The sequence below is a fragment of the Porphyrobacter sp. LM 6 genome (assembly GCF_001720465.1).
Lineage (GTDB): Bacteria > Pseudomonadota > Alphaproteobacteria > Sphingomonadales > Sphingomonadaceae > Erythrobacter.
Genome location: NZ_CP017113.1, coordinates 219,463 through 243,930, shown reverse-complemented (window position 1 = coordinate 243,930; position 24,468 = coordinate 219,463). Strand labels below are relative to the sequence as shown.

The window sequence follows — 24,468 nt, the reverse complement described above, 5'->3', positions numbered from 1 at the left end:
CACGGGGCGCGCTGTTCTCGAAACCGCAAAGGAGCGCCGGAGCCGCCAATGGCTGATGCCTTGACGCTTTTGACGCTGGTCGCCCTACCATTCGTTGCCGCGCTGGCTATTGCGCTGGTGCCGCAAGCGCCGCGGGCCGTGCATTCGGGCATCGCCGCATCCGCCAGCGCGCTAGGGCTTGGTCTGCTCGGCACGCTTGCCGCGCAGGTGATGGGCGGCGCTGTGCCGACGGCGACCTTCGAGTGGGTGCCGACGCTTGGGCTTGATCTGACATTGATGGTCGACCCGCTCGGGCTGATGTTCGCCGGACTGATCCTCGGCATCGGGTTGCTGGTGGTGATCTTCGCCCATAGCTACCTCTATGTCGACGAGCCGAGCGGCCGGTTCTTTGCCAGCCTGATGCTGTTCCAGGGTGCGATGCTGGGGATCGTGATCGCCGGCAACGTGCTGCTCTTGCTGGTTTTCTGGGAGCTGACGAGCCTTGCCTCGTTCCTGCTGATCGGGTTCTGGCAACACAAGCCTGAAGCCCGGCAAGGCGCGCGCATGGCATTGGCGGTGACAGGCGGCGGAGGCCTCGCGCTCATCGGGGGTATGGTGCTGCTGGGTATGGTGGCGGGATCGTTCGATCTGGCGACGATCCTCGCGCGCGGCGACATGGTGCGCGCTTCGCCGCACTATCCGGTGATCCTCGGCCTGATCCTGATCGGCTGCTTCACCAAGTCCGCGCAGTTCCCGTTCCACTTCTGGCTGCTCCACGCGATGGCCGCGCCGACGCCGGTCAGCGCCTACCTCCATTCGGCGACGATGGTGAAGGCGGGGGTGTTCCTGCTCGCGCGGCTGTGGCCAGTGCTGGCGGGAACCGAGGCCTATACGCTGATCGTGACCACCACCGGGCTGGTGACGATGGTTCTGGGGGCCGTGGTTGCGCTGTTCCGGCACGATCTCAAAAGCATCCTCGCCTATTCGACCATCTCGCAGCTCGGGATGCTGGTGATGCTGCTGGGCTTCAGCCTCGAAGCTGCGGCGCTGGCAGCGGTGCTGCACATCCTCAATCACGCCGCCTTCAAAGCCGCGCTGTTCATGAGCGCCGGGATCGTCGAGCACGAGACAGGCACCCGCGATATCCGCCGTCTGGGAGGCCTTGCCAAGGCGATGCCGTTGACCGCGCTCATCGCCACGCTGGCTGCCGCTTCGATGGCGGGGCTGCCGCCAATGGGCGGGTTCATTTCCAAGGAACTGATGCTTTACCAGACACCGGAGCTCGCGCTGTTCGGCGTGCCGTGGTTGCTGCCTGCGCTCGCCACGCTCGGCGCGACCTTCTCGGTCGGCTATTCGCTTCGGCTCGCATGGCACCTGTTTTTCGGGACTCCGCGCGAGGTCGAACCCTTCTCCCGTGCGCATGATCCCGGCGCGGGGATGTGGGCCTCGCCCGCTATCCTGACCACGCTGGCAGCGCTGCTGGGCCTAGTTCCCATGACCCTCGCCGCGCCGCTGGTGGGAGCGGTGACGGCTGCGGTGACAGGTTCCGACGTGCGGGTTGTCGACCTGGCTTTCTGGCACGGGATCAACCTTGCGCTCATCCTCAGCTTGATCGCTGTGGTGGGAGGCGCATTGCTTCTGCGATACCATGCCGGACTGTTGGTCGCGTGGGAGCGCGCGCAGCTTCCCGATGCGAAGCGCATGTTCGAAGCCGTGCTCGCGCATGCCGATGGGGCGGTGCGCAAGGCGATAACCGCCGTGCACACGCCGTCCCTGCAAAGGATGCTGCTGGCGAGTTTCGTCGTGATTGTCTTCCTTGTGATCGAGGGCGCGCTGGTGGGCGGTGGCAGCCTTTCGGGTGCACGTGCCGGACAGAGCGCGCCCGCGCCCGCGATCATCGCCTGGGCGCTGCTGGTCGCGGCAACCGCAGCGGTGGTGGCAGACACGCGCAACCGCCTGCGGGCGTTGATCTTCGTGAGCGTGATCGGCCTCGTGGTGAGCCTCACCTTCGTCCAGTTCTCCGCGCCCGATCTCGCACTCACCCAGATCTCGGTCGAGGTGGTGACGGTGCTGTTGCTGCTGCTCGCGCTCAACCTCCTGCCCAAAGGCCCGCCGCCCTTGTCGCGCGCGCCGCGTAAATGGCGCGACGGGGCGCTGGCGATTGCCGGGGGCGTGCTGGTCGGCGGGCTGGCATGGGCGATGCTGACCCGCGAGCCCGTTCCGAGCATCGCCGCCTATCACATCGCCAATGCCAAGCCGGGCGGGGGCGGGACCAATATCGTCAACGTCATCCTCGTCGATTTCCGCGCCTTCGATACGCTCGGCGAGATCATCGTGCTGGGGATTGCAGGCCTGGCGATTTTCGCTCTGCTCGACACCACGGCGGTCGGCGCGGCGGGGGCACGGCTGCGGGCCTGGCGCGAAGATACGCCACATTCGCCAGAACGGCATCCGATGATGCTGCTCGCCGCGAGCCGGATCATCCTGCCGCTGACGCTGACGGTTGGCATCTACCTGTTCCTGCGCGGCCATAACCAGCCGGGCGGCGGGTTCATCGCCGCGCTGGTGGTGGCGATTGCCTTCCTCGTCCAGTATCTCGCCGCGGGCTTCGACTGGTCGGAACAGCGGCGGCGGTTCGGAGAGCACCAGCTGATCGGCTGGGGCGTGCTCACCGCGATGGCGACGGGTCTTGGCGCGATGCTGCTGGGCGCGCCCTTCCTGACTTCGTGGTTCGACTATTTCCACCTTCCGCTGATCGGGACGTTCGAACTGGCGAGCGCGATGCTGTTCGATGCCGGCGTGTTCCTGACGGTGCTCGGCGCGGTGATGCTTGCCTTGGCGCAGCTCAGCCACATCGCCCAGCGCGCCGCGCGCGCTGCAAGCGCAGGGGAGGGCGAGCAATGAGCTACGAATTCCTTCTGGCGAGCGCGATCGGCGTGTTGGTGGCGGGCGGCATCTATCTCGCGCTGCGTGCGCGAACCTTCCAAGTGGTGCTGGGCCTCACGCTCATCTCCTATGCGGTGAACCTGTTCCTGTTCGCTTCGGGACGGCTGGTGCTGAACCGCCCGCCGATCTGGAATAAGGCGGTGGCCGAATATACCGATCCGCTTCCGCAGGCGCTGGTGCTGACCGCGATCGTCATCACCTTCGGCATGACTGCGCTGGTGGTGATCCTGAGCCTGCGAAGCTTCCTCGAGACGGGCAGCGATCATGTCGATGGCGACACCGTGCCGTGCGACGGGCAGGACGGCACGGCCGGAAGCGGCGGGGAGCCACCGCAGCCATGACCCTCGCCGAACATCTGCCGATCCTGCCAATCGTAATCCCCGCGCTGGCCGCGCCGGCCGCACTCTTGGTGATGCGGCGCAGCCGGGCGCTCGGGATCGGGATTTCGATTGCCGCCTGCCTCGCGATGCTGGGGGCGGCGATTGCTCTACTGGTGGTGAGCGCTGACGGCACGATCACGCCCTATGCGGTGGGCGATTGGCCTGCGCCCTTCGGGATCGTGGTGGTGGCAGACCGGTTGGCGGCAATCATGCTCACGCTGTCGGCATCGCTGGGGCTGCTTGCCCTTACCCATGCCGTGCTGACCCGGGCTGATCGCAAGGGCTGGCATTTCCACCCACTGCTCCAGTTCCAGCTGATGGGGCTGAATGGCGCCTTTCTGACCGGCGATCTGTTCAACCTGTTCGTGTTTTTCGAGGTGCTGCTGATCGCCTCTTACGGGTTGATGCTGCACGGGCAGGGCGCGGCGCGGTTCAAGGCGGGGGTGCAATATGTGATCGTCAACCTTGTCGGCTCCTCGCTGTTCCTGATTGCCTTGGGGCTGCTCTATGCGCTGACCGGCACGCTCAACATGGCCGACATGGGGCTGAGGGTGGCGGAGATCGCTCCCGCCGATCAGGGTCTGCTGCGGATCGCCGCGCTGCTGCTGGTGAGTGTTTTTGCGCTGAAGGCGGCGGTGGTGCCGCTCCATCTGTGGTTGCCGCGCACCTATGCGGTGTCCACTCCGGCGGTTGCGGCGCTGTTTGCGATCATGACCAAGGTCGGGGTCTATGCGATCATCCGGGTGGTGCCGCAGGTGTTCGGCGAGGGTGCAGGCGCGGCCGCATGGGTGCCCGCGCCTTACCTGTTCCCGGCGGCGCTCGTCAGCGCAGTGATCGGGTTCGCCGGGGTGTTTGTCGCCCGCAGCCTCAGCGAGCAGGCGGCCTATGCTGTAATCGGATCGACCGGGACGCTGCTGATCGCGGTCGCCGGTTGGACGGCGGACAGCCTTGGCGCGGCGCTGTTCTATCTCGTCCATTCGACTCTTGCCGCGGCGGTGCTGTTTCTGGTTGCGGATGTGGTTGCGCGGCGGCGCGGATCGTCTGGAGATAGTGCGGTGCCCGGGCCCGCCTTCGCCGCGCGTGGCGGGGTGGGGTTGATGTTCATGACCGCCGCCATCGCAGCCACCGGCCTGCCGCCGCTGTCGGGCTTCATCGGGAAACTGATGATCCTCAAGGCGACCGCAGCTTCGCCGGACTGGGGCTGGGCGTGGGGGGGGATCCTCGGCACAACCTTCATCGGGGTGATCGGCTTTGCCAGGGTCGGCAGCGCCATCTTCTGGAAATCGACGGGCGATGATCTGTCGCCCGTGGCGTCGCAGCGCCGCGCCGATCTTGCCGCACCCGCGATAGCGTTGCTCCTGCTGGCGGCATTGTCGGCCGGGGCGGGTTGGGTCAGCGCCTATGCAGGTGCGGCTGCGGCACAAGTTGTCGACCCGGCAGCCTATGTCGCCGCCGTTATGGCCGAGGTCCGGCCATGAACCGTCTTTTGCCCCACCCCGGCCTCAGCGTGCTGCTCGCCATCCTGTGGGTGGTGATGGTCAATGATCTGACCTTCGGTGCGCTGTTCCTTGGTCTTGTGGTCGGCGTGCTGGTGCCCCTGTTCACCGCGCCGTGGTGGCCGGGACGACCGCGTGTGCGGTTCCTGCCCGCCTTCGCCTATATGGGCGTGGTCTTGTGGGACATCCTGATCGCCAATTTCCAGGTCGCCGCGATCATCCTGTTCAAGCCCGTGCGTGACCTCAGGCCCGCGTGGCTGACGATCCCGCTGGATCTGCGTTCGCCCGAGGCGATCACGGTGTTTGCCGGCACCATCAGCCTCACGCCTGGCACCGTGTCGGTCGATGTTTCGGCCTGCGGACGCTTCCTGCTGGTCCACGCGCTCCACGCACCCGATCCCGCCGCGGAGATCGCCAAGGCCAAGGCGCGCTACGAGGCACGGCTGAAGAGGATTTTCGTATGACCGGCTCTGTCCTCGACTGGGCATTGGCCTTCGGCTTTGCCGCTTTGGGCATCGCGCTCGCGCTCAATCTATGGCGACTGCTGAAGGGCCCCGGCGTGGCTGACCGCATCCTCGCGCTCGACACGATGGTGATCAACGGTATCGGCCTGATCGTGCTTGGCGGTATCGCGAGCGGCAGCGGCACATCGTTCGAAGCAGCGCTGCTGCTGGCGATGGTCGGCTTCGTGGGGACGGTGGCCTATGCCAAGTTCCTGCTGCGCGGAGATATCATCGAATGAGCGCGCCTGTGTCCCTTGCCGAGCTGCTGGCCAGCTTCGCCATCGTTCTGGGCGGCGTTTTTGCGCTTGTTGGCAGCTGGGGGCTGGTGCGCCTGCCTTCATTGATGGAGCGGCTGCACGGCCCGACCAAGGCAACCACGCTGGGTCTGGGCGCAATGCTGCTCGGCTCGGTCTTGTGGTTCCAACTGATCAAGGGCGAGTGGACCACGCATGAGTTGCTGGTGACGCTGTTCCTGTTCCTTACCGCGCCGATCTCCGCCAACCTGATTGCCAAGGTGCATCTGCTGCGGCTGCGGCAGGGGCAGCCGGGCGAGGTGATCGGTCCAGCCGGCGCGCCGCCTGCGCCCAGTGCCGAAGCCGAATGGTCGACCTTCGAGGCGCCGCGGGAAGGATCGGCAGGCGATATGGCGGGGGATTGAAAGTGCTCATGAGCATCACGCGGAAAAGTGGGCACCGGTTTTCAGCAAAAGCGATGCGGCAACACAATTCTAGCGCAGCGGATCGACTGCGACCTGACCTTCTCTGACCTCGTAATGCAGATGCGGCCCGGTCGAACGCCCGGTTGATCCGACATAGCCGATAACCTGGCCCTTCTTCACGCTCTCGCCCGGCGCCACCGCCACGCCTGAAAGATGGCCGTAGCGGGTTTCGACCGCGCCGCCGTGGTTGACCGCGACCAGCAGACCATAGCCGCCGCTCCATCCCGCGACATCGACCACACCATCAGCCGTCGCGATAACGGGCGTTCCTGTCGGGGCGGCAAGGTCGACGCCCGCATGGGGCTGATATCGGCCGGAGAGCGGATGGAAGCGGTAGCCGAAGCCACTGGTCAGGCGTGCGCCCCCCAAAGGCAGCCCTGTCGGGAAACCGCCGATGACGGCCCCTGTGCCTGTGCGCCGCGCAGGGGTTCGGGCGAAGGTCACGATCACCGCACCGGGATTGCCGCTGCGCGCCTCGTACCGGCGCTCTCCCAGCGCATCGCCGGCGCGGGCAAGTTGCACCCGGCCGACAGGCGCGTCGATCGTGATCGGAGAATAGTCGGAGTCTGCGGGAGTGGTCAGCGCCTCACCGGGATCGGGAAGGGGCAGGCTTGCTTCAGCGGCTTTGCTGGAGGCCGACAGCGGCACAGTGTAGAGCAACGCAGCCAGCGCGGCGGCGGCCGAGGGTAAGCGCAAGGATGAACCCGCGCGGCGGCTCACAACACGATCGACCCAAGTGCGATTGCCCCGCCCAGCCCGATCGCCACGCCATAGGGAACACCGGGTGAGTCTTTTCGCAACAGGCGGCCTCGGTGCTTCACGAGCATTGCCATCATCATTACCAAACCAACCAATGAGATCGCCAATACCAGAACGAAGAAGCTGCCTAGCGGGATCCATGACGCGACTGCGGCATAGAACTTGCCATCACCGCCACCCCACGCTTTGACCGCGAACAGTCCGATCCCGATCACCAGCGCGATCCCGAAGTGCGCGAGATGGCTCAGAAATACCGACAGGTCACCACCGATCGCCGCGAAGGCGAGGCCGCCAATCAGCGTTGCGAGGCACAGCCAGTTGGACAGGTGGCGCCGGGAAATGTCGGTCCACGAGCCGTAGGCTGCGAGGCCGGCCAGAAGGCCAAGTCCGATCAGTTCGATCAGTTCGATGGGGGGCATGGTTTGCTAAAGCTCGGGATCAGGGCTTGTCGAGATAGACCCGCACCGCCCCCGAGGGCGCATTGCCCTTGCGAACCGTTACGGCGGCCAGCTGGCGCGCGCCGGGCAGTTCGATCCGGATCGGCTTCGGTGCCTGCGCGGTTTGGGCGCGTGATGCGCCGATCATGATCGGCGCGCGGACCACCGCGCCGTCGATCTTGCGCTCTGCGACCCTTGCAGTCACCGCGGGCTGGGCAGGCTGGGTGCGGATGAACACCTCGCGCACCTTGGTCGGTTTCAGCGCAAGCGGGCGCGCCGTCTGGACGCGGGGCTTGGCGATCGCAACTGCAGCAGTCGGTTCGGCGGGTTCGGCTTTCGCCACCACCGGGTCAGCCACGACGGGCGCAGCCTGGCGGGCGAGCATGATCTGCTCGTCCACCTTGGCGAGATTGCGCCGGAAGCGCATGTCCGTGGGATCGAGGTCGATGGCGCGCGTGAACATGTCGCGGGCCACATCCTGACGCCCCATCGCGGCATAGGCGACCGCCATGCCGTTAAAGGCTTCGGGTGCGAAGGCGGGGTTGTAGGAGGCCTGGCGGAAGGCCTCGATCGCCTTGGTCGGGCGACCGCCTGCGAGGTGCAGGCGCCCTGCCTCGAGGCGTTGCGCGAAGTAATCCGACATATCGACCTGTTGCGCGGAGCGCGTGCTCGGCGTGAAGTCGAATGCGCCGCAACCTGCAGTCACAAGAGAAAGGGTCGCAAGGGCAATCGTCCATACTTTCATCATCAGCCTCCTGCCAGCAAAGGAGCAACATCTCGAACAATCCGTATCGCGGCGGGGAGCATCAGCACCCCGATCATCACCGGCAACATGAACACCACCAGCGGGATCGAAATCAGCACCGGCAGACGATGAGCCTTCTCCTCGGCCCGCATCCGGCGCCTTTCGCGCATTTCCTCGGCATAGACGCGCAGCGTGCTGCCGACACTTGTGCCGAGCTTGTCCGACTGGATCAGCAGCGTCGTAAACGAGCGGATTTCTTCGACACCCGCAGTATCGGCAAGTGCGCGGAAGGCCTCGTCGCGTGAGGCACCCGCCCGCAACTGAAGGCCGGCAGCGGAAAGCAGTTCCGAGACCTGTGGGTGTGCATCAACAACTTCGCGGCCGACGCGGTCCATTGCTGCCTCGATCCCAAGTCCCGCCTCAATGCAAACGAGCATTAAATCCAAGCAATCAGGGAAGCCGTTGATGATCGCCTGTTTTCGGCGATCGGCTTTGGCGCTGACGACAAGGTTGGGCAGGAAAAGCCCAAATATGCCCAACGCCGAGCCTACAAGATAAATCGTGAATATCTCTGGGCGCTTTCCTGCCAGGAAGAGAAAAGTCAGTGCCGCCGCAGGCAGCGCGAACACCAGAGCCAACCGGATCAAGGTAAAGATACGCGGTGCTGAGGGGCTATTGAAACCCGCTTCTTTGAGTTTGGCGGAGAGACGATCGTCTTTCGAGTCCGCGAGGCTTAACCCTGCTTCCTCGAGCCGTTGCGCGATGCGCGCCCAAGCACTTTCATTGCCGAATGTCCGCAGGCTGGCAGTTTTGCCTTCATCCGTCCGGTTGACCACCAGGCGCTCAAGGGCGCGTCGTTCATCACGGCGTCGGATGGTTACATTCAATCCTACAAAGGATATGAACGCGATCGCGGCAAACAAGCCGAACAGGACGACGCTCCTGATGACGATGCTACTGGCTATCAGATCTATCATCGCCGTCAGACCTTGATGTTAATCATGACGCGGATCATCGTAAATCCGACTGCATACATAATGATCAAGAAGATGAAGCCGATGATGAAAAACGGATCACCGGCGACATCCAGATAGAACGATGGGTTTATCGCGAATAGCGCTAGAAAGGCACCTACCGGCAGGGCAGTGAGCACCCACCCGGTCATACGCCCTTCCGAGCTCAGCGCCCGCACTTTGAGGAACAGGCTGGCCCTAGCGCGGATCACGCTAGCTAAATTCTCAAGAATTTCCGCCAGGTTCCCTCCAGTCTCGTTTTGCACCGAGAGAGATACGACGAACATCCGGATGTCTTCCAGGTTCCATCTATCCGCCATTGATGCGAGCGAATCTGTGAGTTCGGCACCATACGCGACTTCGTCGGCCACAAGGCCATATTCGCTGCCGATCGGGTCTGGCAGCTCCTTGGTCAACAGGTCGATCGCCGACGCCACTGGGTGTCCGGCACGTAGTGCTCGAATGAAGACGTCAAGGCTGATCGGGAATTGCTCTTCCATCTTCTTGCGACGACGCTGGGCGATGACATTGATCACCAGCACTGGCAGCAATACCGCTGCACAAAAGGCGATGGTGATGCTGAGCAGGATCGAACCTGCCGAGACAGCAAAACCGCTGATCGTCGCACTGATGCCAATGATTGCAACCAGCACGCCGAAGGCAACCGCCATCGCAAATAGCACCTGGCTGATTTGAAACGGCACTCCAGCTGCACGCAAGGCGCGTTCAAGGCCGGTAAGCAAGCCGGCGATCGGCTGCGGGAAAGCCGAGAAATCGCCGCCGGTGTTCTTTCGCAGAACCGAGACGACCTCTTCGCGCGTCCGCCCCTCGCTGATCATCTTGAGGCGCTGGTTGATGGTGTTTAGCTGAGATCGCCGGGCCCAAGCCGCGTTCAGCACCAGCTGCACGATGATAAAAGTCGCTGCGAACAGCGCCAGCAGGATGCCAACCTTGAGAAACGTTTCGGCCATTCTTAGTCGGCTCCGAATTCGGGGCGGAACAGGTCGGCCGGAAGATTGATACCTGCGGCCCCCGCTTCGGCGGCGAACTTGGGACGGATCCCGGTCGCTTCGAAGCGGCCGAGCACTTCGCCATTTTCGCCGCGCCCGGTTGTCTTGAAGCGGTAGATTTCCTGCATCGTGATGGTTTCGCCTTCCATGCCGGTCACTTCCGACACGCTCAGCACTTTGCGGCGACCATCCGAGAGGCGCCCGACCTGCACCACGACGTTGACCGCCGAGGCGATCTGCGCGCGGGCCGAGCGGGCTGGCATGTCGATCCCGCTCATTCCGATCATCTGCTCGACGCGCGACAGCGCATCGCGCGGCGTGTTGGCGTGAACCGTGGTCATCGATCCGTCGTGGCCGGTGTTCATTGCCTGGAGCATATCGAAGGCCTCGCCGGCGCGGACTTCGCCCACGACGATCCGGTCCGGCCGCATACGCAGTGCGTTCTTCACCAGATCGCGCTGCGAGATCTCGCCCTTGCCTTCGATGTTGGCGGGGCGGGTTTCGAGGCGGGCGACGTGTTCCTGCTGGAGCTGAAGTTCAGCGCTGTCCTCGATGGTGACGATGCGTTCGCTGCCGTCGATGAAGGACGACAGCGCATTGAGCAGCGTCGTCTTGCCCGAGCCGGTGCCGCCGCTGATGAGCACGTTCTTGCGCATGGACACCACCGCGCGCAGGATCTCGGCCATGGCCGGGCTCATGCTGCCGAATTCGACAAGCCGATCCATGCCGATCCGCTTTTTGGCGAATTTGCGGATCGAGAGCAGCGATCCGTCGACGGCGAGCGGCGCGACGATCGCATTGACGCGCGAGCCATCGGCCAGACGGGCATCGACAAAAGGCGAAGATTCATCGATCCGGCGGCCGACAGCACTGACAATCTTCTGGATGATCCGCATCAGGTGGCGGTCGTCTTGGAATGTCGTCGGCACGCGTTCGAGCTTGCCGTAGCGTTCGACGAACACCACCTTCGGGCCGTTCACGAGGATATCGGTGATCGATTCATCCTGCAGCAGCGGTTCGAGCGGGCCAAGGCCGAGCAGCTCGTCGAGCACATCGTCGACCAATGCTTCACGCTCGGCGCGGTTCAGTTGCTCTTTCTGCTCGGCCAGAATTTCGCCGATGATCTCGGCAACTTCGACGCGGATGGTGGCACGCGGAAGTTTGTCGAGCGCCGACAGGTTGATCTTGTCGAGCAGCTGCCGGTGGATCGAAATCTTCAGTTCGAGCAACTCGGACGGCACCTCGCCGTACAAGGATGCGACGTCGGGCGTGGCGGCGACAGCGGGCTGTTCATCCTCGGCCGGCCTTTCGGCCTGGAGGCTGTTCTTTTTGACCGACCACTTCATGCCGGATCCTCGTCGGTCAAAGCGATGCTCTGGGCGAGTTGGCCGAACGCCTTGGCAAAGGCCCCGCGCGGGTCTTCCTCGCTCAGGAGCACCCCGCGCACCTGCGCTTCCGGCAGGCCCGATTTGACCAGCGGCAGCGTTGCGACGATCTCGCGGCCCAATGTCTGGCCAACGTCCTGCGTGCTGATTGTCTGGAACAACCGCTTTTCGGCGCGATTGACGATCAGGCCGACATGCTCACGCGAGACATCCACGCTGTCGAGCAGCGCGATGGTCTTGGCGGCGCGGCTGATGCTACGGACCGATTGATCAACCAGTAGCAGCAGGCGATCACACGCGCATGCGGCGGAGAGAGCTGCGTTCGACCAGGCGGCCGGGAAATCCAGCAGCACATGGTCATAATGCTGGCGCAGCATGGTCAGCAGGCCGAGCAGCCTTTCGGTGTCGATGGTTTCGGGCGGCGGAATGTCGCGCGGGGCTGCGAGCAGATCGATCCCCTTGCGCGCCTTGGTGACGGCATTGCCGATGATGTCCCAGTCCAGCCGGTCGCCGGCCTCGAGGCAATCGACCACACTGGCATCCGCCGATACGCCAAACAGCGAGGCCTGTTCGCCGAACTGGAAATCGAGATCGACGATACAGCAGCGCGCGTCAGGGTCCTGATCGACAATCGCAGCGGCGAGATGCGAAACGACTGTGCTGGCGCCGATGCCGCCTGAGGAATGGGCCACCGCATGCATCGGGGCAAGGCCGGCAGAGCCGCCGGTCTGTTCCGTGCTGAGGTCGATGACTGTCGGAAGCAGCTCGTCGGCATTGAAAGGCAGGGCCACCACATCCTTGATGCCAAGCCGCATCAAGGTGCGAACCTTGCCCAGATCCAGCTGTTCGACGGCCGCGATGATTGGCAGGTCAGGAAAACGTGCGCGCGCCTGTTCGATCCGGCCAACCGAGCCGGGAAGCGACGGATTGACTTCGATCACCAGGACATTGGGCTGGATGGCCGGCAGCGCGGGCAGCGCCGCATGGGCGGGCGAGGCAATGCCGGTGAAGAGTTGCTGGAACTCTTCCGGGAACTGGCTTTCCAGATGGGCAAGCTCGCCTTCGGAAGCAACAACGCACGCGGACATTCGTGTCGGGAGACGGCGGTAGAGGGTGAGGGTCTCTGACATACTCATGTGATCATCCATTTCAGCTCGAAGTAGCCCCTTCTCCGTCCTCGAGTGTCAAGGAGTAGGAAAAGTCAGGTAACGGCACTGCGACGCCGAAAGGCGAAAGGGTAATGGGAACGTACGTCGCATTTACGATTCGTACGGTCACAAGCGGGGCAATTTCGGGTTTGTTGGGATCGCCCGCATATCCCAGTCCGGAGCCACGATAGGCTACGCGTACTCTATCCGCTGTAATATCAGGTTGGAATGTACGCATACGGTTAACGAGCGCCGTGAAGCGGGCATTGTCCACAGGTCCGGTGGGGCAGGGCGCAGCCACGCAAGTGCACGCGGTGCCGCTGCATTCAAGCGTGCCGAGCGCCTCGCGGCAGATCCGATCACCGGCGCGAAGGGCCGTGCCGCCGCATGTGACGCCGACATAGGACTGCGTCTCGAGCGCGGGCTGCACCACATTGGTCACCACGGCATAGCGCGTGCCCATCTGGGTCGCCTTCTCGTATTCGTTGAGCGTCCAGGCGTAATTGCCGACGTCGATGATGCCGAATAGCAGCAGCAGCGCCAGCGGCAGGACGAGCACGAACTCGGCTGCCGAAGCGGCGCGGCTATCACGCCACAGGGCGATCAGCCCGCTCATATGCCCATCACCGCAGTGCTTGAACGGGCAGACAGTCGGAGATCACTGGTAAGAAAGCCGAGAGCTTCAAAAAGCGAAGGATACTCGACCGCACCTGATGACACCGTGACCAGCGGCCCTCGCCCGCCAAGATCGGTATAGATCCCAGTATCGACAAAGCTGCCGCATGAAATGGTGACGTTGACCGTCGCTGGGGTCCAGCCGGGAACCTTGGGCGGTGCACCGCCAGCCAGTTGACCGGTCGCGGTGACATTGCGGATTTCGGTCAGCAGCGTCGCATCATTGGCGCACAAGCGCGTCACATCAAGGCGCGAGGCAAAGCGCGCGCCGTCGCGCACGGATTTGACGATCTTGTGCTGGGTCCAGAAGAAATGCCCTGCCTCCATCGCGCCAAACATTAGCGCGAGCAACATCGGCAGGATGAGCGCCAATTCGGCTGCGGCGGTTCCTCGCCGGCTACGGAAAAGACGACCGATCACCGGACCAGCACCGGTTTCTTACGGCCAAAGCTCTGGAAGCCGCTGCCGCCATCCGCGCGGCGCGCCGGACCGATAATCTCGGCCTTCAGTTCGCGCGAGCCGGCGGAACCCGTCATCGGGCTTAGCAGGAACATGTCGATGAACTTGAAAGTGTTGACGTCGAACCTACCATTGTTGCCCGTGCAGTCGACTACCGCAACGACCACCACACGGCGATCCTTTTGGGTCGAAGAGGGCACAACTGGCGTGCCTTGGAGCGGTCGCGGTGCCGAACAATAGAGCGTGGTCCGGTTCGGTGATGTCGACTGGACGCGGGCAAGTTCGCGGGACACGGTGCGCGATGCATCAGCACGTTCCCAGTTGTAGACCTCGTAGCGGGTGATCCGCCCATTACCGTCCGCATCCAGTCCGGGCACTGAAGCCGAAGTCGTGCCGTGAATATTGTTCATATAGGTGTCGACCGGCCAGCTACCATCGCCGAAGCTGAGGCAGCCCGCCAACCCGAGCGACTGGCAGGTGTCGAGCGGAAAGCCTTGCTGGGGGACGGCTGGGCTGACCGGCACATCCGAGTACGGGATCAGGTCGCCGCCAGATGTGTTCGCGCAGGTCGCATTGTTGCCGTTGCCATTGACCGTCACGCGGCGGACCAGATCGCTGCGGGTCACCTGCGCCGGACAAAAATCGCCATCAGCCTGACAGGCAAAGTTGTTCCCGTTCGGATAGATGCCAAACCGGGTGTTAACTGCAGTGCTTTGCGGCGTGCGCCGGCCGGGATCGGTTTGCAACTGCGCCCCCGAGCACCCGAGCAGATCCGAGTTGAGCCCCAGCGTCCGGTTCTGGTCGCTCTGGGCGAGGTTGTCGTAATCGATGTTCAGCAAGTCGAAGTTGCCGGGCGTGAAATCCGCGCTGTTCTGCGGGCCTTCGCGCATGTCGACTGCGATGCCGATATCGGTTGAGCGTGGCCAGCCGGGATCGCCGCTCGGTGAGCAGACCATGACCGGCGGAATGTTGCACGCGGCGGCTTCCAGCGTCGCGACGGCGTTGGCGGCGATATCGCCCGAGGATAACAGGCCGCCGATCGAGGTCAGGGCGTAGAACGCCTCGCGCCCATCTACCGTGACCCGGACATAGCGCGCATTGGCATCGCTTGAGGCGGCGGGGCCGGGCGCATCGGTGGTGTGGTTCCAGCTCTGGAAGAACTCGAAGTTCGCCAGAGCGACTGTGCGGCCCCCGCCATCATTGGCCATCCGAGTCTCGTTGGCCCATGCGCTGCCGGCAGTGGCGAGGTAGGTGTTGGCGGCATCCTGCGCGCGCTGCCGTGCCCCGGCAATGCCGGTGAGCTGCGTGGCGGCAGCAAGCGCGGCCTGATCGGCAGCGTTCTGAAGCTCGCTGTCCATCGAGGCCATGCGGCTGTAGTCCCAGCCCACCCCGGCTATCATGATCAGCGCAAACAGCGCGATGGCGTAGAGAGGGGCGATCGCGGCATTGCGATCCCGTGCAAAGTCAACGAGGAAGCGAGGTTCCGACATCGATCATTGCTCCTCCGCGCATCAGCCTTCGGGCGTTTCCGAGGTGGACACGCGCTCGGGCTGCTTGACCTGGTCCTTGCGATAGCGCTCGACCGCTGCTGCGGCCTTTTCGCCGCTGGCGGTCGCATCCTCGGTGTAGACCGGCTCGGGATCGACAACCATTGCGGCATAGGTCTGGCGGTTCGCCTCGCCAAAGGCCTCGGGGTCATAGGCACCATCGAGGTTGCCGTAGGTCGCGCATCCGGTCAGCAACAGGCCGGCGCCAAGGGCGATGACTAGCCGTTCAGTATTCATAGCCGTTATCCCCCTTGGCCGGTGCCTGTCCCGCGGGCGGCAGCGCCTGCGGCTTGTAATCGTTCCCGAACAGCAGCGTTTCGACGGCATCAGGATCGGCGACGCGGTCGGTCGGCAGCTGGACCTGGTCGGGCCGGATCGGCTTGACCAGTCGCGGCGTCACCACGATCAGCAGCTCGGTTTCGCCTTTCTGGAACTGGGTCGAGCGGAACAGCGAGCCAATGATCGGGATCGAGCCGAGGATCGGCAATTGCTGCACGTTCGTCTGGTATTCGGTCCGAAGCAGGCCAGCGAGCACGAAGCTTTCCCCGTCGCGCAGTTCGAGCGTGGTCGAGGCGCGGCGCGTTTGCAGGCCGGGCACGGTCAGGCCGTTGATCGTGACCGACGATGACGGATCGAGCGAGCTGACTTCGGGTTCGACGATCAGATTGATGACCTTGTCGCCCAGCACGGTCGGGGTGAAGCCGAGGCTGACCCCGAAGGCTTTGAACTGGATCGTGATCGCGGCCTGTCCGCCGCCAGCACCACCGGCGGCGTTGCCACCCTGGACCACCGGGATCGGAAATTCGCCGCCCGCAAGAAAAGATGCCTTCTCGCCCGACAGTGCCACGAGGGTCGGTTCGGCAAGGGTCTTTGACAGGCCTTGCTCTTCAAGTGCGTTGAGGAAGGCTTCGATATTCACATCGCCGAGCTGGAACAGCGCGCTGAACACGCCGAAATTGTCGAGGATCGAATCTGCCTGCAGCCGGTTGCCCAGCACATCGTCAGGCACCGCGGCAGCGCCCCGGCCGGTCACGCCGCGGAAGTCACCATCGAGCGAGCCGGCAAAACCGCTGACGCCCAGCTTTTCGCCGACCGTGCGGTTCACTTCCGCAAAGCGCACCTCGAGCATGACCTGCTGCGGGCTGCCGACTGCGAGCATGTTGATCACATTTTCGCCGGCAAAAGCGCTGGCCATCTGTGCAGCGCGGCTGGCAACGCCTGCATCCTTCACCACGCCGCTGAGCATCAGCTTGCCATTGGTGACGCGCACATCGATGCTCTGATCGGGGAACATCTCGGCAAACTGGGTGCGGAGCGCTTCGGCGTCGGGGCCGACCGAGATGTCCATCACCGCGATCACGCGGTTCATCTTGTCATAGAGGGTCAGGCTGGTGGTGCCGACTTCCTTGCCAAGGATGTAGATTGACCGGTCCGACACCGGCAGCACATCGGCGATCTTGTCGTTGCCGATCATCGCGCGATCGATCGGGCGATCGGCGGTGACGATCTGGCTCTTGTTGATCGCCACTTCGAGGTCGCCTGCGTGGATCTCCGCGCCCGATTGGGCATAGGCGGGCGAGGCGACAAGCGTGGCCGAGGCCAGCAAGGCTGCTGCGAGAAGGTTCTTCATGATCCCTGCTTCCTTCCGAGAAGGCCGACGGGATAGGCCTGGCCTTCAATCCCGCGATAAATCGTCATGCTCGGCCCGGTAACCACCGGGCGCACGGTCTGGCCGCCGTTCTGCGCCATCGCCGGCGCGGCAGAAGTAGCGGGCGCCGATCCGCGGTCGTTCCGGCGTTCGCGGATGTAGAGGCGCGAATTGCCGATGTCGCGGTTGGTGACCGTGCGGCCCTTGGCAGCTTCCTGCGATTCCACGTTGCGCAGCGCCAGGCTGAGCGTGCCGAGCTTGGTCGCCAGCGCCAGCTGCTGCGACTGCAGCGGATCGACTTCGAGAACCGCGGTCTTGCCGAGCTGCGGGGCGGTTTCGCCTTCGTTGGCGATCTGGTCGATTGCGAGGACCTTGATCCGTTCAAGGATGATATCCGACATCAGGTCGTAAGCTTCGGCGCCATCGCCGGGAATCTGGCGGGTGAGCAGCACGTCGACCGTATCGCCGGGGCGCACGAAGCCGGAAACTCCGGTCACTTCGGTCACCGGGATCGCGACGGCGCGCATACCTTCGGGAAGTTTGGCGGCGAGCACGGCCCGTCCGCTGGCGCCGCTCACCTTGTCGGCGAGCACGGGCTCGCCCGGCACGATCGGGCGCAGCGCAACGCGATTATCCGCCAGCGCCTGGCGGATCGAGCGGAACGCGCCTTGCGGCACCGAGTTGGCAGGGAAATTCTGGAGCCTGACATTTTCCGGCGTAAGCGGGTCGCCGAAATCGAGCGGCTGGGTGGCGACGACAATGCGCGTCAAGCCTTGCGTTTCCGCTGTGGTCACAGCGCGCTTTTCCACGCCGCTGAGGTAGGAGTTCACCAGAAACACCGCAAACGCGGCGATGATTAATGCGCCTATGGCAATCAATGTATTCCGGTTTTGCAACTGCCGCCCCCCACATCAAGTAAGCTGAAATGACAGAGCCTCATGCAGTAAAGACTGCATGAGGCCCAATCAAATTTCAATTACGCACCCGAGTAGTCGAGGGTGTCGATTTCAGAGCCGGCGCGGCTCAGAGCATTGCCGATCGCGTCGCCGAGGGTCACGGCGCCGACGGCAACGCCGGTGCCGATGATGGCGAGGATCAGAGCGTATTCAGCAGCCGAAGCGCCGGCTTCGTCGTTGAGGAAGGTCTTGATGAGGTTCTTCATGGTACAGTCCTTACGTATTGCGGGCCACGTTGGCCCCCCTGGAAAACACGCCAGACCGGTCTCGCCGGCGGGACGCCCGTCGAAGGAATCTTCCCTTTCGGGATGCACGACCATGTTCTTGTTATCACAGGAGCACGTTGACCGCGCTTCCCGAGTGTTCAGATCCCCCCGAACGCCCTGATATTGCGTTTGGTTGCCCAAAAGGGTCAACGCTTTTTAAACGAAAAAATAAAGGTCTCACTTTTTCAGGATGTTAGTCCGAAATCGGATTAACGCCTTGGGTTAACGTGTAAATTAGCCCGACACCAGATGTTTCAGATCGGGTCAAGTTTTCAACAGTCTAGCGACGACTCGCTGAAGCACGTGCGAATCGATTCGCCGCATCGCGCTTGATTCTGAAGCGGTTGAGGGACACCTTAACCATGATGAGTATCCTGATGTCGGCCTTTGGCAGCTGGAGCCGCTCGCTCCACCAGCGTAGCCTCGGTGTTCCGGGCTTCCTTCGGCAGCGCATGACGTGGTTTGCCGCCGCTTGGATTGCCGGGGCCGGCTTCTTCGCATCGATGCGGATTGCCGCGCCTGCCGCTTCTGCGCATCATCCCCTTGATAATTGGCCGATGTTGCTCGCCTACAGCGCGATCATCGCGGCACCGTTGTCCGGCTATCTGTTGGCCCGTTCGGCCTATCCAGGCGGGCAGGCGCGCCAACCGCTTGCCTTCCACCTCGCGTTCGTCGGCCAGTGGCAGCGCATCGACCCACACTGGGCGCAGGCGCATCCGCTATTTGGCCCATTCGGCTTTCTTGCATCGCTGTTGGTCGGGCTGTTGCTCAACGTGGTCGTCCGTACCGGCGAATTTTTCCTCGCGATCCCGGGAATGACCGCCCACGCGCCGGACTGGGCACTCGCCATGTTCGGGCTGATGGCGATGGACGTGATCGTGATGAACTTCTTCTACATGGTCGCCTTCGTCATGGCGCTGCGGAATGTGCCTCTGCTTCCGCGGATGCTGCTGTTCGTGTGGCTGATCGACATCGGGATGCAGTTGGCCATCGCCACCCAGCTCGGGCAACTGGGTTCACTGCCCGGTGCCGTGGGTCACCCGCTGGCGACGCTGCTCGAAGGCAATCTCCAGAAGGTCGCGATCAGCATCGCGATCTGGCTGCCTTACCTGACGCTGTCAGAACGGGTGAACGTCACCTACCGCTCACGTCTGCCCGCCTGAGGTGGCATTTCAAGCCTGGACGCTCTGGAATTTGCCCGCAGGTTCACGGCGGCCAGAGCGCCCGTCAGTTATCAGGCCGCTCAGGAACCAGAAAACCACCGCCAAGATCGCCGAGACGATCCCATCGACTGCGTAATGGTAGGCAAGGTGTATGGAGCCCACAAAAATCACAGCATTGAATATGCCGAAGAACCATCCCGCCGCCTTTGAAACGTGACGCATCGCCAACCAGAACAGCATCGACAAGGCGACGTGCATCGACGGCATCGCGGTAATTCCCCTGCCGAGACCGAACTGTTCGCTTCTGTGCCACGCAAGCAAGGTTTCCTGAACGTCGAGAACCATCACCGGCCAATGCTCGTTCGCTTCCCGAAGGTAGGCCATCTGCGGCGCGAAGGTTGGGTTGCCCAGCAACGGTTCCGCGAATGCAGGGCCGACTGAAGCAAAGCCGACAGCCATTGCGATTCCGCCGATCGTCCAGATAGCAAGGAAAGAGAGGAAAAATCGCTGACGCAGGCTCCTCCAATAAGCGGCGAAGAAGATGGAGCCAGCATAGATCAGCAGAACCCATGTATGATAGGCAACAGAAAGAGCGGATGTGACGATCGGTATTCCAAAAATAGGCTGCAGCACCAGCCAGGCATCTGTCCCGAAAATCGCCCGATCCCACGCGATGAGGGTCGCATCCCAAGTGTATTGAGTGAAAAGAGAAACGCCCGCCTTCATCTTCGAAAACATAGGCATGAACACTATGAGAGAAATAACGAGCGGCAAGGCATCCCGATAAATCGGCCAACGTTGCTTTAAATATGTGCCTGTGAACGCCAGCGGAGACTCAGGGCGGCTCGTTCTCAGTGCCATTCCATAACTGGGCAGTTCGAGCAGAAACCAAGAAATAAGATAAAGCACCGCGTTGACGACATAGGAAGCCGGCCCGTCAAACGGGACACCGTACACCGAGAGAATGGCACCACATACGGCGACAACAATTGCGACAAGCGCTAAAAAGAGCCAGTCAAATGTTGGACGGACATTGAATAGGGTGACTGTGTTCATCTGCTCTACATCGACAAATCCCCGCAAGAAGCAAGGACCTAGGCTAAGAGGAGTTCCAATTCAGGACGATGAGGGTGCTCGCGGCATTATCCCGCTTGTCCCAAGAACCTCTTCAATCGCGGCCTTCAGTCGGGGTCACCCACATTACCAAACAGCCGCTGGCTCCCAATGCAGGACAATTGACGGCGAACTGCATCGAACGCCAACGGACGAAGTGGGTAATAAACCGGATTTCTATAATTTTCCCAGACGGGATCGAGCGGATTTGGTCAGGAAAGTGGAGCGGGTAGCGGGAATCGAACCCGCATAGCCAGCTTGGAAGGCTGGAGCTTTACCACTAAGCTATACCCGCCCGCTCGGGCGCTGCCCTTGCCATCAGGCGGGGGCGTGCGTCAACGATTCTTCAGCGTCCGCTACGTGAGCGCGTCCCTTGTACGCTACCGCTTCGCTACTTGAGCGCCCCTCTTGCGCGCTACCGCTTCGCTACTTGAGCGCCCCTCTTGCGCGCTATCGCTTCGCTACTTGAGCGCGGGCCCCGCCGCCATGTTGTCGATCAGCCGTGTCCCGCCGATCCGCGCGGCGACCAGCAGGCGCGCGGGCGCAGCGGTCAGGGCGGCGAGCGGCGCAAGGCTCCTCGCATCGGCAAGCGCGGCATAATCGATGCTGGCAAAGCCCCCCGCGACCAGCGCCGCTTCCAGCCCTGCCAGAGTGGCCGCGACATCGGCGCCCGCTTCCATCGCGGCGATCGCCGCCTGCATCGCGCGCGGCAGAGCGGCAGCCTGAGCGCGCTGCTCGGGCGAGAGGTAGCGGTTGCGGCTCGACATCGCCAGGCCATCCGCCTCGCGCACGGTTGGCACGCCGATGATGTTGTCCGCGTAAGGGCGGGTCAGGTCGAGATCGCGCGCCATGGTGCGGATCACCGCGAGTTGCTGGAAGTCCTTCTCGCCGAAGAATGCCAGGTCGGGCTGCACCTGATTGAACAGCTTGCACACCACCGTCGCCACGCCGTCGAAATGTCCGGGGCGGGCGGCGCCGCAGAACCCTTCGCTCACGCCCGCCACGCTGATGTTGGAGGCGAACCCTTGCGGGTACATCGCCTCGACCGTCGGCGCCCACAGGAGAGCGACGCCCTCAGCCTCAAGCATCGCAGCATCGGCGGCGAGCTGGCGCGGATAGGCGTCGAGATCCTCGTTCGGGCCGAACTGCTTCGGATTGACGAAGATCGAGGCGACCACATGATCCGCCTCGGCCTGCGCGCGGCGCACCAGCGTCAGATGGCCTTCGTGCAGCGCGCCCATGGTTGGCACCAGCGCGATCCGCGCGCCCCCGGCTCGCAGCGACGCAAGCGCGGTTCTCAACATTTCGAGCGTCGTGACCGTTTGCACCGCTGCGCCTCCCTAGATAAACCCGCGCAGACCAGCCCCTAGCGGTGCTGCCTGTCCCATATCAAGCGGCTGAGTACCGGTCGCCGAACGAGTAACCCATCATGCCGTCCGCCCAGAGCGAAACCGCCTCCGATCAACCGCCTCTGGTTCGCAAGCTGCGCCCCGGACAGGCGCACCGGATTGTGTTCGCCAACGAGAAGGGCGGCACCGGCAAGTCGACCACGGCGGTCCATATCGCGGTGGCGCTGTCCTATCTCGGTGCGCGGGTCGCTTCGATCGATCTCGATCCGCGCCAGCGCACCATGCACCGCTACATCGAGAACCGGCTTGGCACGCTGGAAAAGCGCGGGCTGACGCTGCCGACTCCCGATTGCGAGGTGTTCCGCGGCGAGAATACCGGCGATCTGGTGGCGATGATCCGCCGGCTCGAAGCGAGCTGCGATTTCCTCGTGATCGACAATCCGGGCCGCGATGATCCTTTTGCGCGGATCGCAGTCGAGCACGCCGATACGCTGGTGACGCCGATGAACGACAGCTTCGTCGATTTCGACCTTATCGGCCAGGTCGATGCCGAGACTTTCAAGGTCAAGAAACTGTCGTTCTTTGCCGAACTGATCTGGGAAGCGCGGATGAAGCGCAGCCGGATGACGATCGAGCAGCAGCGCCCCGAGATGGACTGGATCGTGGTGCGCAACCGCACCGGCCACGTCGAGGCGCGCAACCAGGCGCGTCTGCACAAGGCGCTGACCGAAATGGCCAAGCGCGTCGGCTTTCGGGTCACGCAGGGGCTCAGCGAACGCGTGATCTACCGCGAGTTGTTCCCTTCGGGCCTGACCTTACTCGACAAGGGGCACCTGGGGGAGCTGGGGACCAGCCACCTCGTTGCGCGGCAGGAACTGCGGGCCTTGGTGAAGGCGCTGGGTCTACCCGAGTTTTCGCCTGAACAGGGCCAGCTGGAGCTCGCCTGATGTTGCGCGCGCTCATCCTGATCGCCGCGCTTTGCATCTTCTGCCGCTGGGCTCTGGGCAAATGGCCGTGGGACTATCTGCGCCCCGAACCGACCCGCAGTCAGGCGTTGTTCCGGGCGCGCAAGCTGCTGGGTGTGGAGGCGGGCGCGAGCCGTGACGAGGTTATCGCGGCGCACCGCCGGTTGACCGCGCTGGTCCATCCTGACCGCGGCGGCACCACGGCGGCGATGCAGGAGGCCAATGCCGCGCGCGATCTGCTGCTTGCGGAACTGCCGGGTGCATCGGTGGAAGGTGACGGAAATTCCGCACCTTAAGCCGCAACACCGCAAGCAACCGGATTGACACATTCGCAGTGCAGTCGCAGGCCTCCTGATCGAAACGGAAAGGAAGCCGGTCTCCTATGCGACACGAATTTCACTCCACCGTGCTGCGCGAATATGACATTCGCGGGATCATCGGCGAAACGCTCGGGGCGGATGATGCGCGGGCGATCGGCCGGGCGTTTGGCACGCTGCTGCGCGAGGCTGGGGGCAGAACAGTCGCGGTGGGTTATGACGGGCGGGTCAGCTCGCCGATGCTCGAACACGCGCTGGTCGAAGGCTTGACCGCGAGCGGTTGCGATGTGGTGCGGATCGGTTTGGGGCCGACCCCGATGCTCTATTATGCCGAAGCGTCAGCCGAAGAGGTGGATGGCGGCATTCAGATAACTGGCAGCCACAATCCCCCCAATTATAACGGCTTCAAGATGGTATTTCGGGGCCGTCCGTTCTTCGGGGCTGATATCCAGAAGCTCGGGCAAGTGGCCGCCGACGGTGCCTTCGCCAGCGGCGCGGGCGCTGTCAGCACGCGCGACATCCTGGGCGAGTATGTCGAGCGCCTGCTCGAAGGACTGGCCGGGATCGATGCCCAGGCGCTCGAAGGACTGCGCGTTGGCTGGGATGCCGGGAATGGCGCTGCGGGCCCGGCGCTCGAGGCGCTGGCCGCGCGGCTGCCGGGGGAACATCATCTGCTGTTTACCGAAGTCGATGGACATTTTCCCAACCACCACCCTGATCCGACTGTGGAGGCGAACCTTGCCGATTTGCGCGCGCTGGTCGCGGCAAAGAACCTCGATTTCGGAGTGGCTTTTGACGGTGATGGCGACCGGATCGGCGCGATCGACGGCATGGGACGCGTGATCTGGGGAGATCAGCTGCTGATGATCTATGCCGAAGACGTGCTCAAAAAGCACCCGAATGCGACGATTATCGCCGATGTGAAGGCCAGCCGCGCGCTGTTTGACCGGGTCGCGGAGCTCGGCGGCCAGCCGCTGATGTGGAAGACCGGCCATTCGCTGATCAAGTCCAAAATGAAGGAAACTGGTGCGCCGCTCGCAGGCGAGATGAGCGGCCACGTGTTCTTCGCCGACGAGTACTACGGTTTTGACGATGCGCTTTACGCAGGCGTGCGGCTGATCGCGGCGGCGGCGCGGCTAGGCAAATCGGTAACCGACCTGCGGGGCGCGATCCCGCCGATGCTCAACACCCCCGAACTGCGGTTTCAGGTCGACGAGAGCCGCAAGTTCGCGGCGATGGCCGAGATTACCGCGCGGCTCACTGCCAATCCCGACCCCGAGGTCGAAAGCGTCAACGCCACTGATGGCGTTCGGGTCAACACCGCAGACGGCTGGTGGCTGCTGCGCGCATCGAACACGCAGGATGTGCTCGTCGCCCGCGCGGAGAGCGATACGCAGGAAGGGCTTGACCGCCTGCTCGCGCAGATCGACGCGCAGCTTGCGGCATCGGGCCTCGAACGCGGCGAGAGTGTCGGGCACTGAGGCGCAATCC

General features: G+C 63.4%; 26 protein-coding genes and 1 tRNA gene. 10 read left to right on the top strand and 17 right to left on the bottom strand.

Annotated elements, in window-relative coordinates; all coding sequences use genetic code 11:
• Positions 1–48: 48 nt before the first annotated feature.
• From BG023_RS01240 to BG023_RS01215, 6 genes are read left to right on the top strand one after another with little or no spacing between them, the layout of a single operon-like run.
• A complete protein-coding gene (locus BG023_RS01240; protein ID WP_069308834.1) occupies positions 49–2,883 on the top strand; it encodes a monovalent cation/H+ antiporter subunit A in 2,835 nt (944 codons plus the stop codon).
• On the top strand, positions 2,880–3,266 hold the full coding sequence (locus tag BG023_RS01235; protein WP_069308833.1) for a Na+/H+ antiporter subunit C: 387 nt from the start codon (positions 2,880–2,882) through the stop codon (positions 3,264–3,266). Before BG023_RS01240 ends, BG023_RS01235 begins: the two co-directional genes overlap by 4 nt.
• A complete protein-coding gene (locus BG023_RS01230; RefSeq protein ID WP_069308832.1) occupies positions 3,263–4,783 on the top strand; it encodes a monovalent cation/H+ antiporter subunit D in 1,521 nt (506 codons plus the stop codon). Before BG023_RS01235 ends, BG023_RS01230 begins: the two co-directional genes overlap by 4 nt.
• Positions 4,780–5,265: a Na+/H+ antiporter subunit E gene (locus BG023_RS01225; RefSeq protein WP_069308831.1), complete on the top strand. Its 486-nt coding sequence runs from the start codon at positions 4,780–4,782 to the stop codon at positions 5,263–5,265. Before BG023_RS01230 ends, BG023_RS01225 begins: the two co-directional genes overlap by 4 nt.
• Entirely contained in the window at positions 5,262–5,543 is a 282-nt protein-coding gene (locus BG023_RS01220; protein ID WP_069308830.1) for a K+/H+ antiporter subunit F, read from the top strand. The genes BG023_RS01225 and BG023_RS01220 overlap by 4 nt, the downstream gene beginning before the upstream one ends.
• The gene (locus BG023_RS01215) at positions 5,540–5,962 is read left to right on the top strand and encodes a Na+/H+ antiporter subunit G (protein ID WP_069308829.1); all 423 of its coding nucleotides are present in this window, start codon (positions 5,540–5,542) and stop codon (positions 5,960–5,962) included. The genes BG023_RS01220 and BG023_RS01215 overlap by 4 nt, the downstream gene beginning before the upstream one ends.
• Positions 5,963–6,031: 69 nt before the next feature.
• On the opposite strand, the gene BG023_RS01210 is transcribed toward BG023_RS01215, so the two are convergent.
• From BG023_RS01210 to BG023_RS01145, 14 genes are all read right to left on the bottom strand, one after another.
• Complete coding sequence (locus tag BG023_RS01210) at positions 6,032–6,718, bottom strand: M23 family metallopeptidase (protein ID WP_233993042.1); 687 nt, start codon at positions 6,716–6,718, stop codon at positions 6,032–6,034.
• A gap of 20 nt (positions 6,719–6,738) precedes the next feature.
• Positions 6,739–7,200, bottom strand: a complete 462-nt coding sequence (locus tag BG023_RS15015; RefSeq protein ID WP_069308827.1) for an A24 family peptidase — start codon at positions 7,198–7,200, stop codon at positions 6,739–6,741.
• A 19-nt stretch (positions 7,201–7,219) separates the two neighbouring features.
• Positions 7,220–7,966, bottom strand: coding sequence for a tetratricopeptide repeat protein (locus BG023_RS01200; RefSeq protein ID WP_069308826.1), 747 nt, complete (start codon positions 7,964–7,966; stop codon positions 7,220–7,222).
• Positions 7,966–8,940, bottom strand: a complete 975-nt coding sequence (locus BG023_RS01195) for a type II secretion system F family protein (RefSeq protein ID WP_069308825.1) — start codon at positions 8,938–8,940, stop codon at positions 7,966–7,968. Before BG023_RS01195 ends, BG023_RS01200 begins: the two co-directional genes overlap by 1 nt.
• A gap of 5 nt (positions 8,941–8,945) precedes the next feature.
• Positions 8,946–9,947: a type II secretion system F family protein gene (locus BG023_RS01190; protein WP_069308824.1), complete on the bottom strand. Its 1,002-nt coding sequence runs from the start codon at positions 9,945–9,947 to the stop codon at positions 8,946–8,948.
• Between the two features lie 2 nt (positions 9,948–9,949).
• The gene (locus BG023_RS01185; RefSeq protein WP_083234464.1) at positions 9,950–11,332 is read right to left on the bottom strand and encodes a CpaF family protein; all 1,383 of its coding nucleotides are present in this window, start codon (positions 11,330–11,332) and stop codon (positions 9,950–9,952) included.
• Positions 11,329–12,507, bottom strand: coding sequence for an AAA family ATPase (locus tag BG023_RS01180; RefSeq protein ID WP_150122752.1), 1,179 nt, complete (start codon positions 12,505–12,507; stop codon positions 11,329–11,331). Before BG023_RS01180 ends, BG023_RS01185 begins: the two co-directional genes overlap by 4 nt.
• A gap of 13 nt (positions 12,508–12,520) precedes the next feature.
• On the bottom strand, positions 12,521–13,135 hold the full coding sequence (locus tag BG023_RS01175) for a TadE/TadG family type IV pilus assembly protein (protein WP_069308822.1): 615 nt from the start codon (positions 13,133–13,135) through the stop codon (positions 12,521–12,523).
• Complete coding sequence (locus tag BG023_RS01170) at positions 13,132–13,614, bottom strand: TadE/TadG family type IV pilus assembly protein (RefSeq protein ID WP_069308821.1); 483 nt, start codon at positions 13,612–13,614, stop codon at positions 13,132–13,134. Before BG023_RS01170 ends, BG023_RS01175 begins: the two co-directional genes overlap by 4 nt.
• A complete protein-coding gene (locus BG023_RS01165; RefSeq protein WP_069308820.1) occupies positions 13,611–15,143 on the bottom strand; it encodes a pilus assembly protein TadG-related protein in 1,533 nt (510 codons plus the stop codon). Before BG023_RS01165 ends, BG023_RS01170 begins: the two co-directional genes overlap by 4 nt.
• Positions 15,144–15,164: 21 nt before the next feature.
• Positions 15,165–15,437, bottom strand: coding sequence for a hypothetical protein (locus tag BG023_RS01160; protein ID WP_233993041.1), 273 nt, complete (start codon positions 15,435–15,437; stop codon positions 15,165–15,167).
• Complete coding sequence (locus tag BG023_RS01155) at positions 15,427–16,830, bottom strand: type II and III secretion system protein family protein (RefSeq protein WP_069308819.1); 1,404 nt, start codon at positions 16,828–16,830, stop codon at positions 15,427–15,429. The genes BG023_RS01160 and BG023_RS01155 overlap by 11 nt, the downstream gene beginning before the upstream one ends.
• Positions 16,827–17,726, bottom strand: a complete 900-nt coding sequence (gene cpaB / locus BG023_RS01150) for a Flp pilus assembly protein CpaB (RefSeq protein WP_190315795.1) — start codon at positions 17,724–17,726, stop codon at positions 16,827–16,829. The genes BG023_RS01155 and cpaB overlap by 4 nt, the downstream gene beginning before the upstream one ends.
• Positions 17,727–17,824: 98 nt before the next feature.
• Positions 17,825–18,010, bottom strand: a complete 186-nt coding sequence (locus BG023_RS01145; protein WP_069308818.1) for a Flp family type IVb pilin — start codon at positions 18,008–18,010, stop codon at positions 17,825–17,827.
• Between the two features lie 422 nt (positions 18,011–18,432).
• Between BG023_RS01145 and BG023_RS01140 the strand changes: the two genes are divergently transcribed.
• Positions 18,433–19,233 (top strand): hypothetical protein, encoded by an 801-nt coding sequence (locus tag BG023_RS01140; protein WP_083234461.1) that lies wholly within the window; start codon positions 18,433–18,435, stop codon positions 19,231–19,233.
• A 9-nt stretch (positions 19,234–19,242) separates the two neighbouring features.
• Here the strand turns inward: BG023_RS01140 and BG023_RS01135 are convergent, their stop codons facing one another.
• From BG023_RS01135 to panC, 3 genes are all read right to left on the bottom strand, one after another.
• Positions 19,243–20,289 carry a phosphatase PAP2 family protein gene (locus BG023_RS01135; protein ID WP_069308817.1) on the bottom strand — a complete coding sequence of 349 codons (1,047 nt, stop codon included), beginning with the start codon at positions 20,287–20,289 and terminating at the stop codon, positions 19,243–19,245.
• 278 nt (positions 20,290–20,567) lie between these two features.
• Positions 20,568–20,641, bottom strand: a tRNA-Gly gene (locus tag BG023_RS01130).
• A 166-nt stretch (positions 20,642–20,807) separates the two neighbouring features.
• A complete protein-coding gene (gene panC / locus BG023_RS01125; RefSeq protein ID WP_069308816.1) occupies positions 20,808–21,674 on the bottom strand; it encodes a pantoate--beta-alanine ligase in 867 nt (288 codons plus the stop codon).
• A gap of 101 nt (positions 21,675–21,775) precedes the next feature.
• On the opposite strand from panC, the gene BG023_RS01120 reads away from it, so the two are divergent.
• From BG023_RS01120 to pgmG, 3 genes are all read left to right on the top strand, one after another.
• Positions 21,776–22,642, top strand: coding sequence for a division plane positioning ATPase MipZ (locus BG023_RS01120; RefSeq protein WP_083234460.1), 867 nt, complete (start codon positions 21,776–21,778; stop codon positions 22,640–22,642).
• Entirely contained in the window at positions 22,642–22,956 is a 315-nt protein-coding gene (locus BG023_RS01115; protein ID WP_069308815.1) for a J domain-containing protein, read from the top strand. The genes BG023_RS01120 and BG023_RS01115 overlap by 1 nt, the downstream gene beginning before the upstream one ends.
• A gap of 86 nt (positions 22,957–23,042) precedes the next feature.
• On the top strand, positions 23,043–24,458 hold the full coding sequence (pgmG, locus tag BG023_RS01110; RefSeq protein ID WP_069308814.1) for a phosphoglucomutase/phosphomannomutase PgmG: 1,416 nt from the start codon (positions 23,043–23,045) through the stop codon (positions 24,456–24,458).
• The last annotated feature ends 10 nt before the right edge of the window (positions 24,459–24,468 follow it).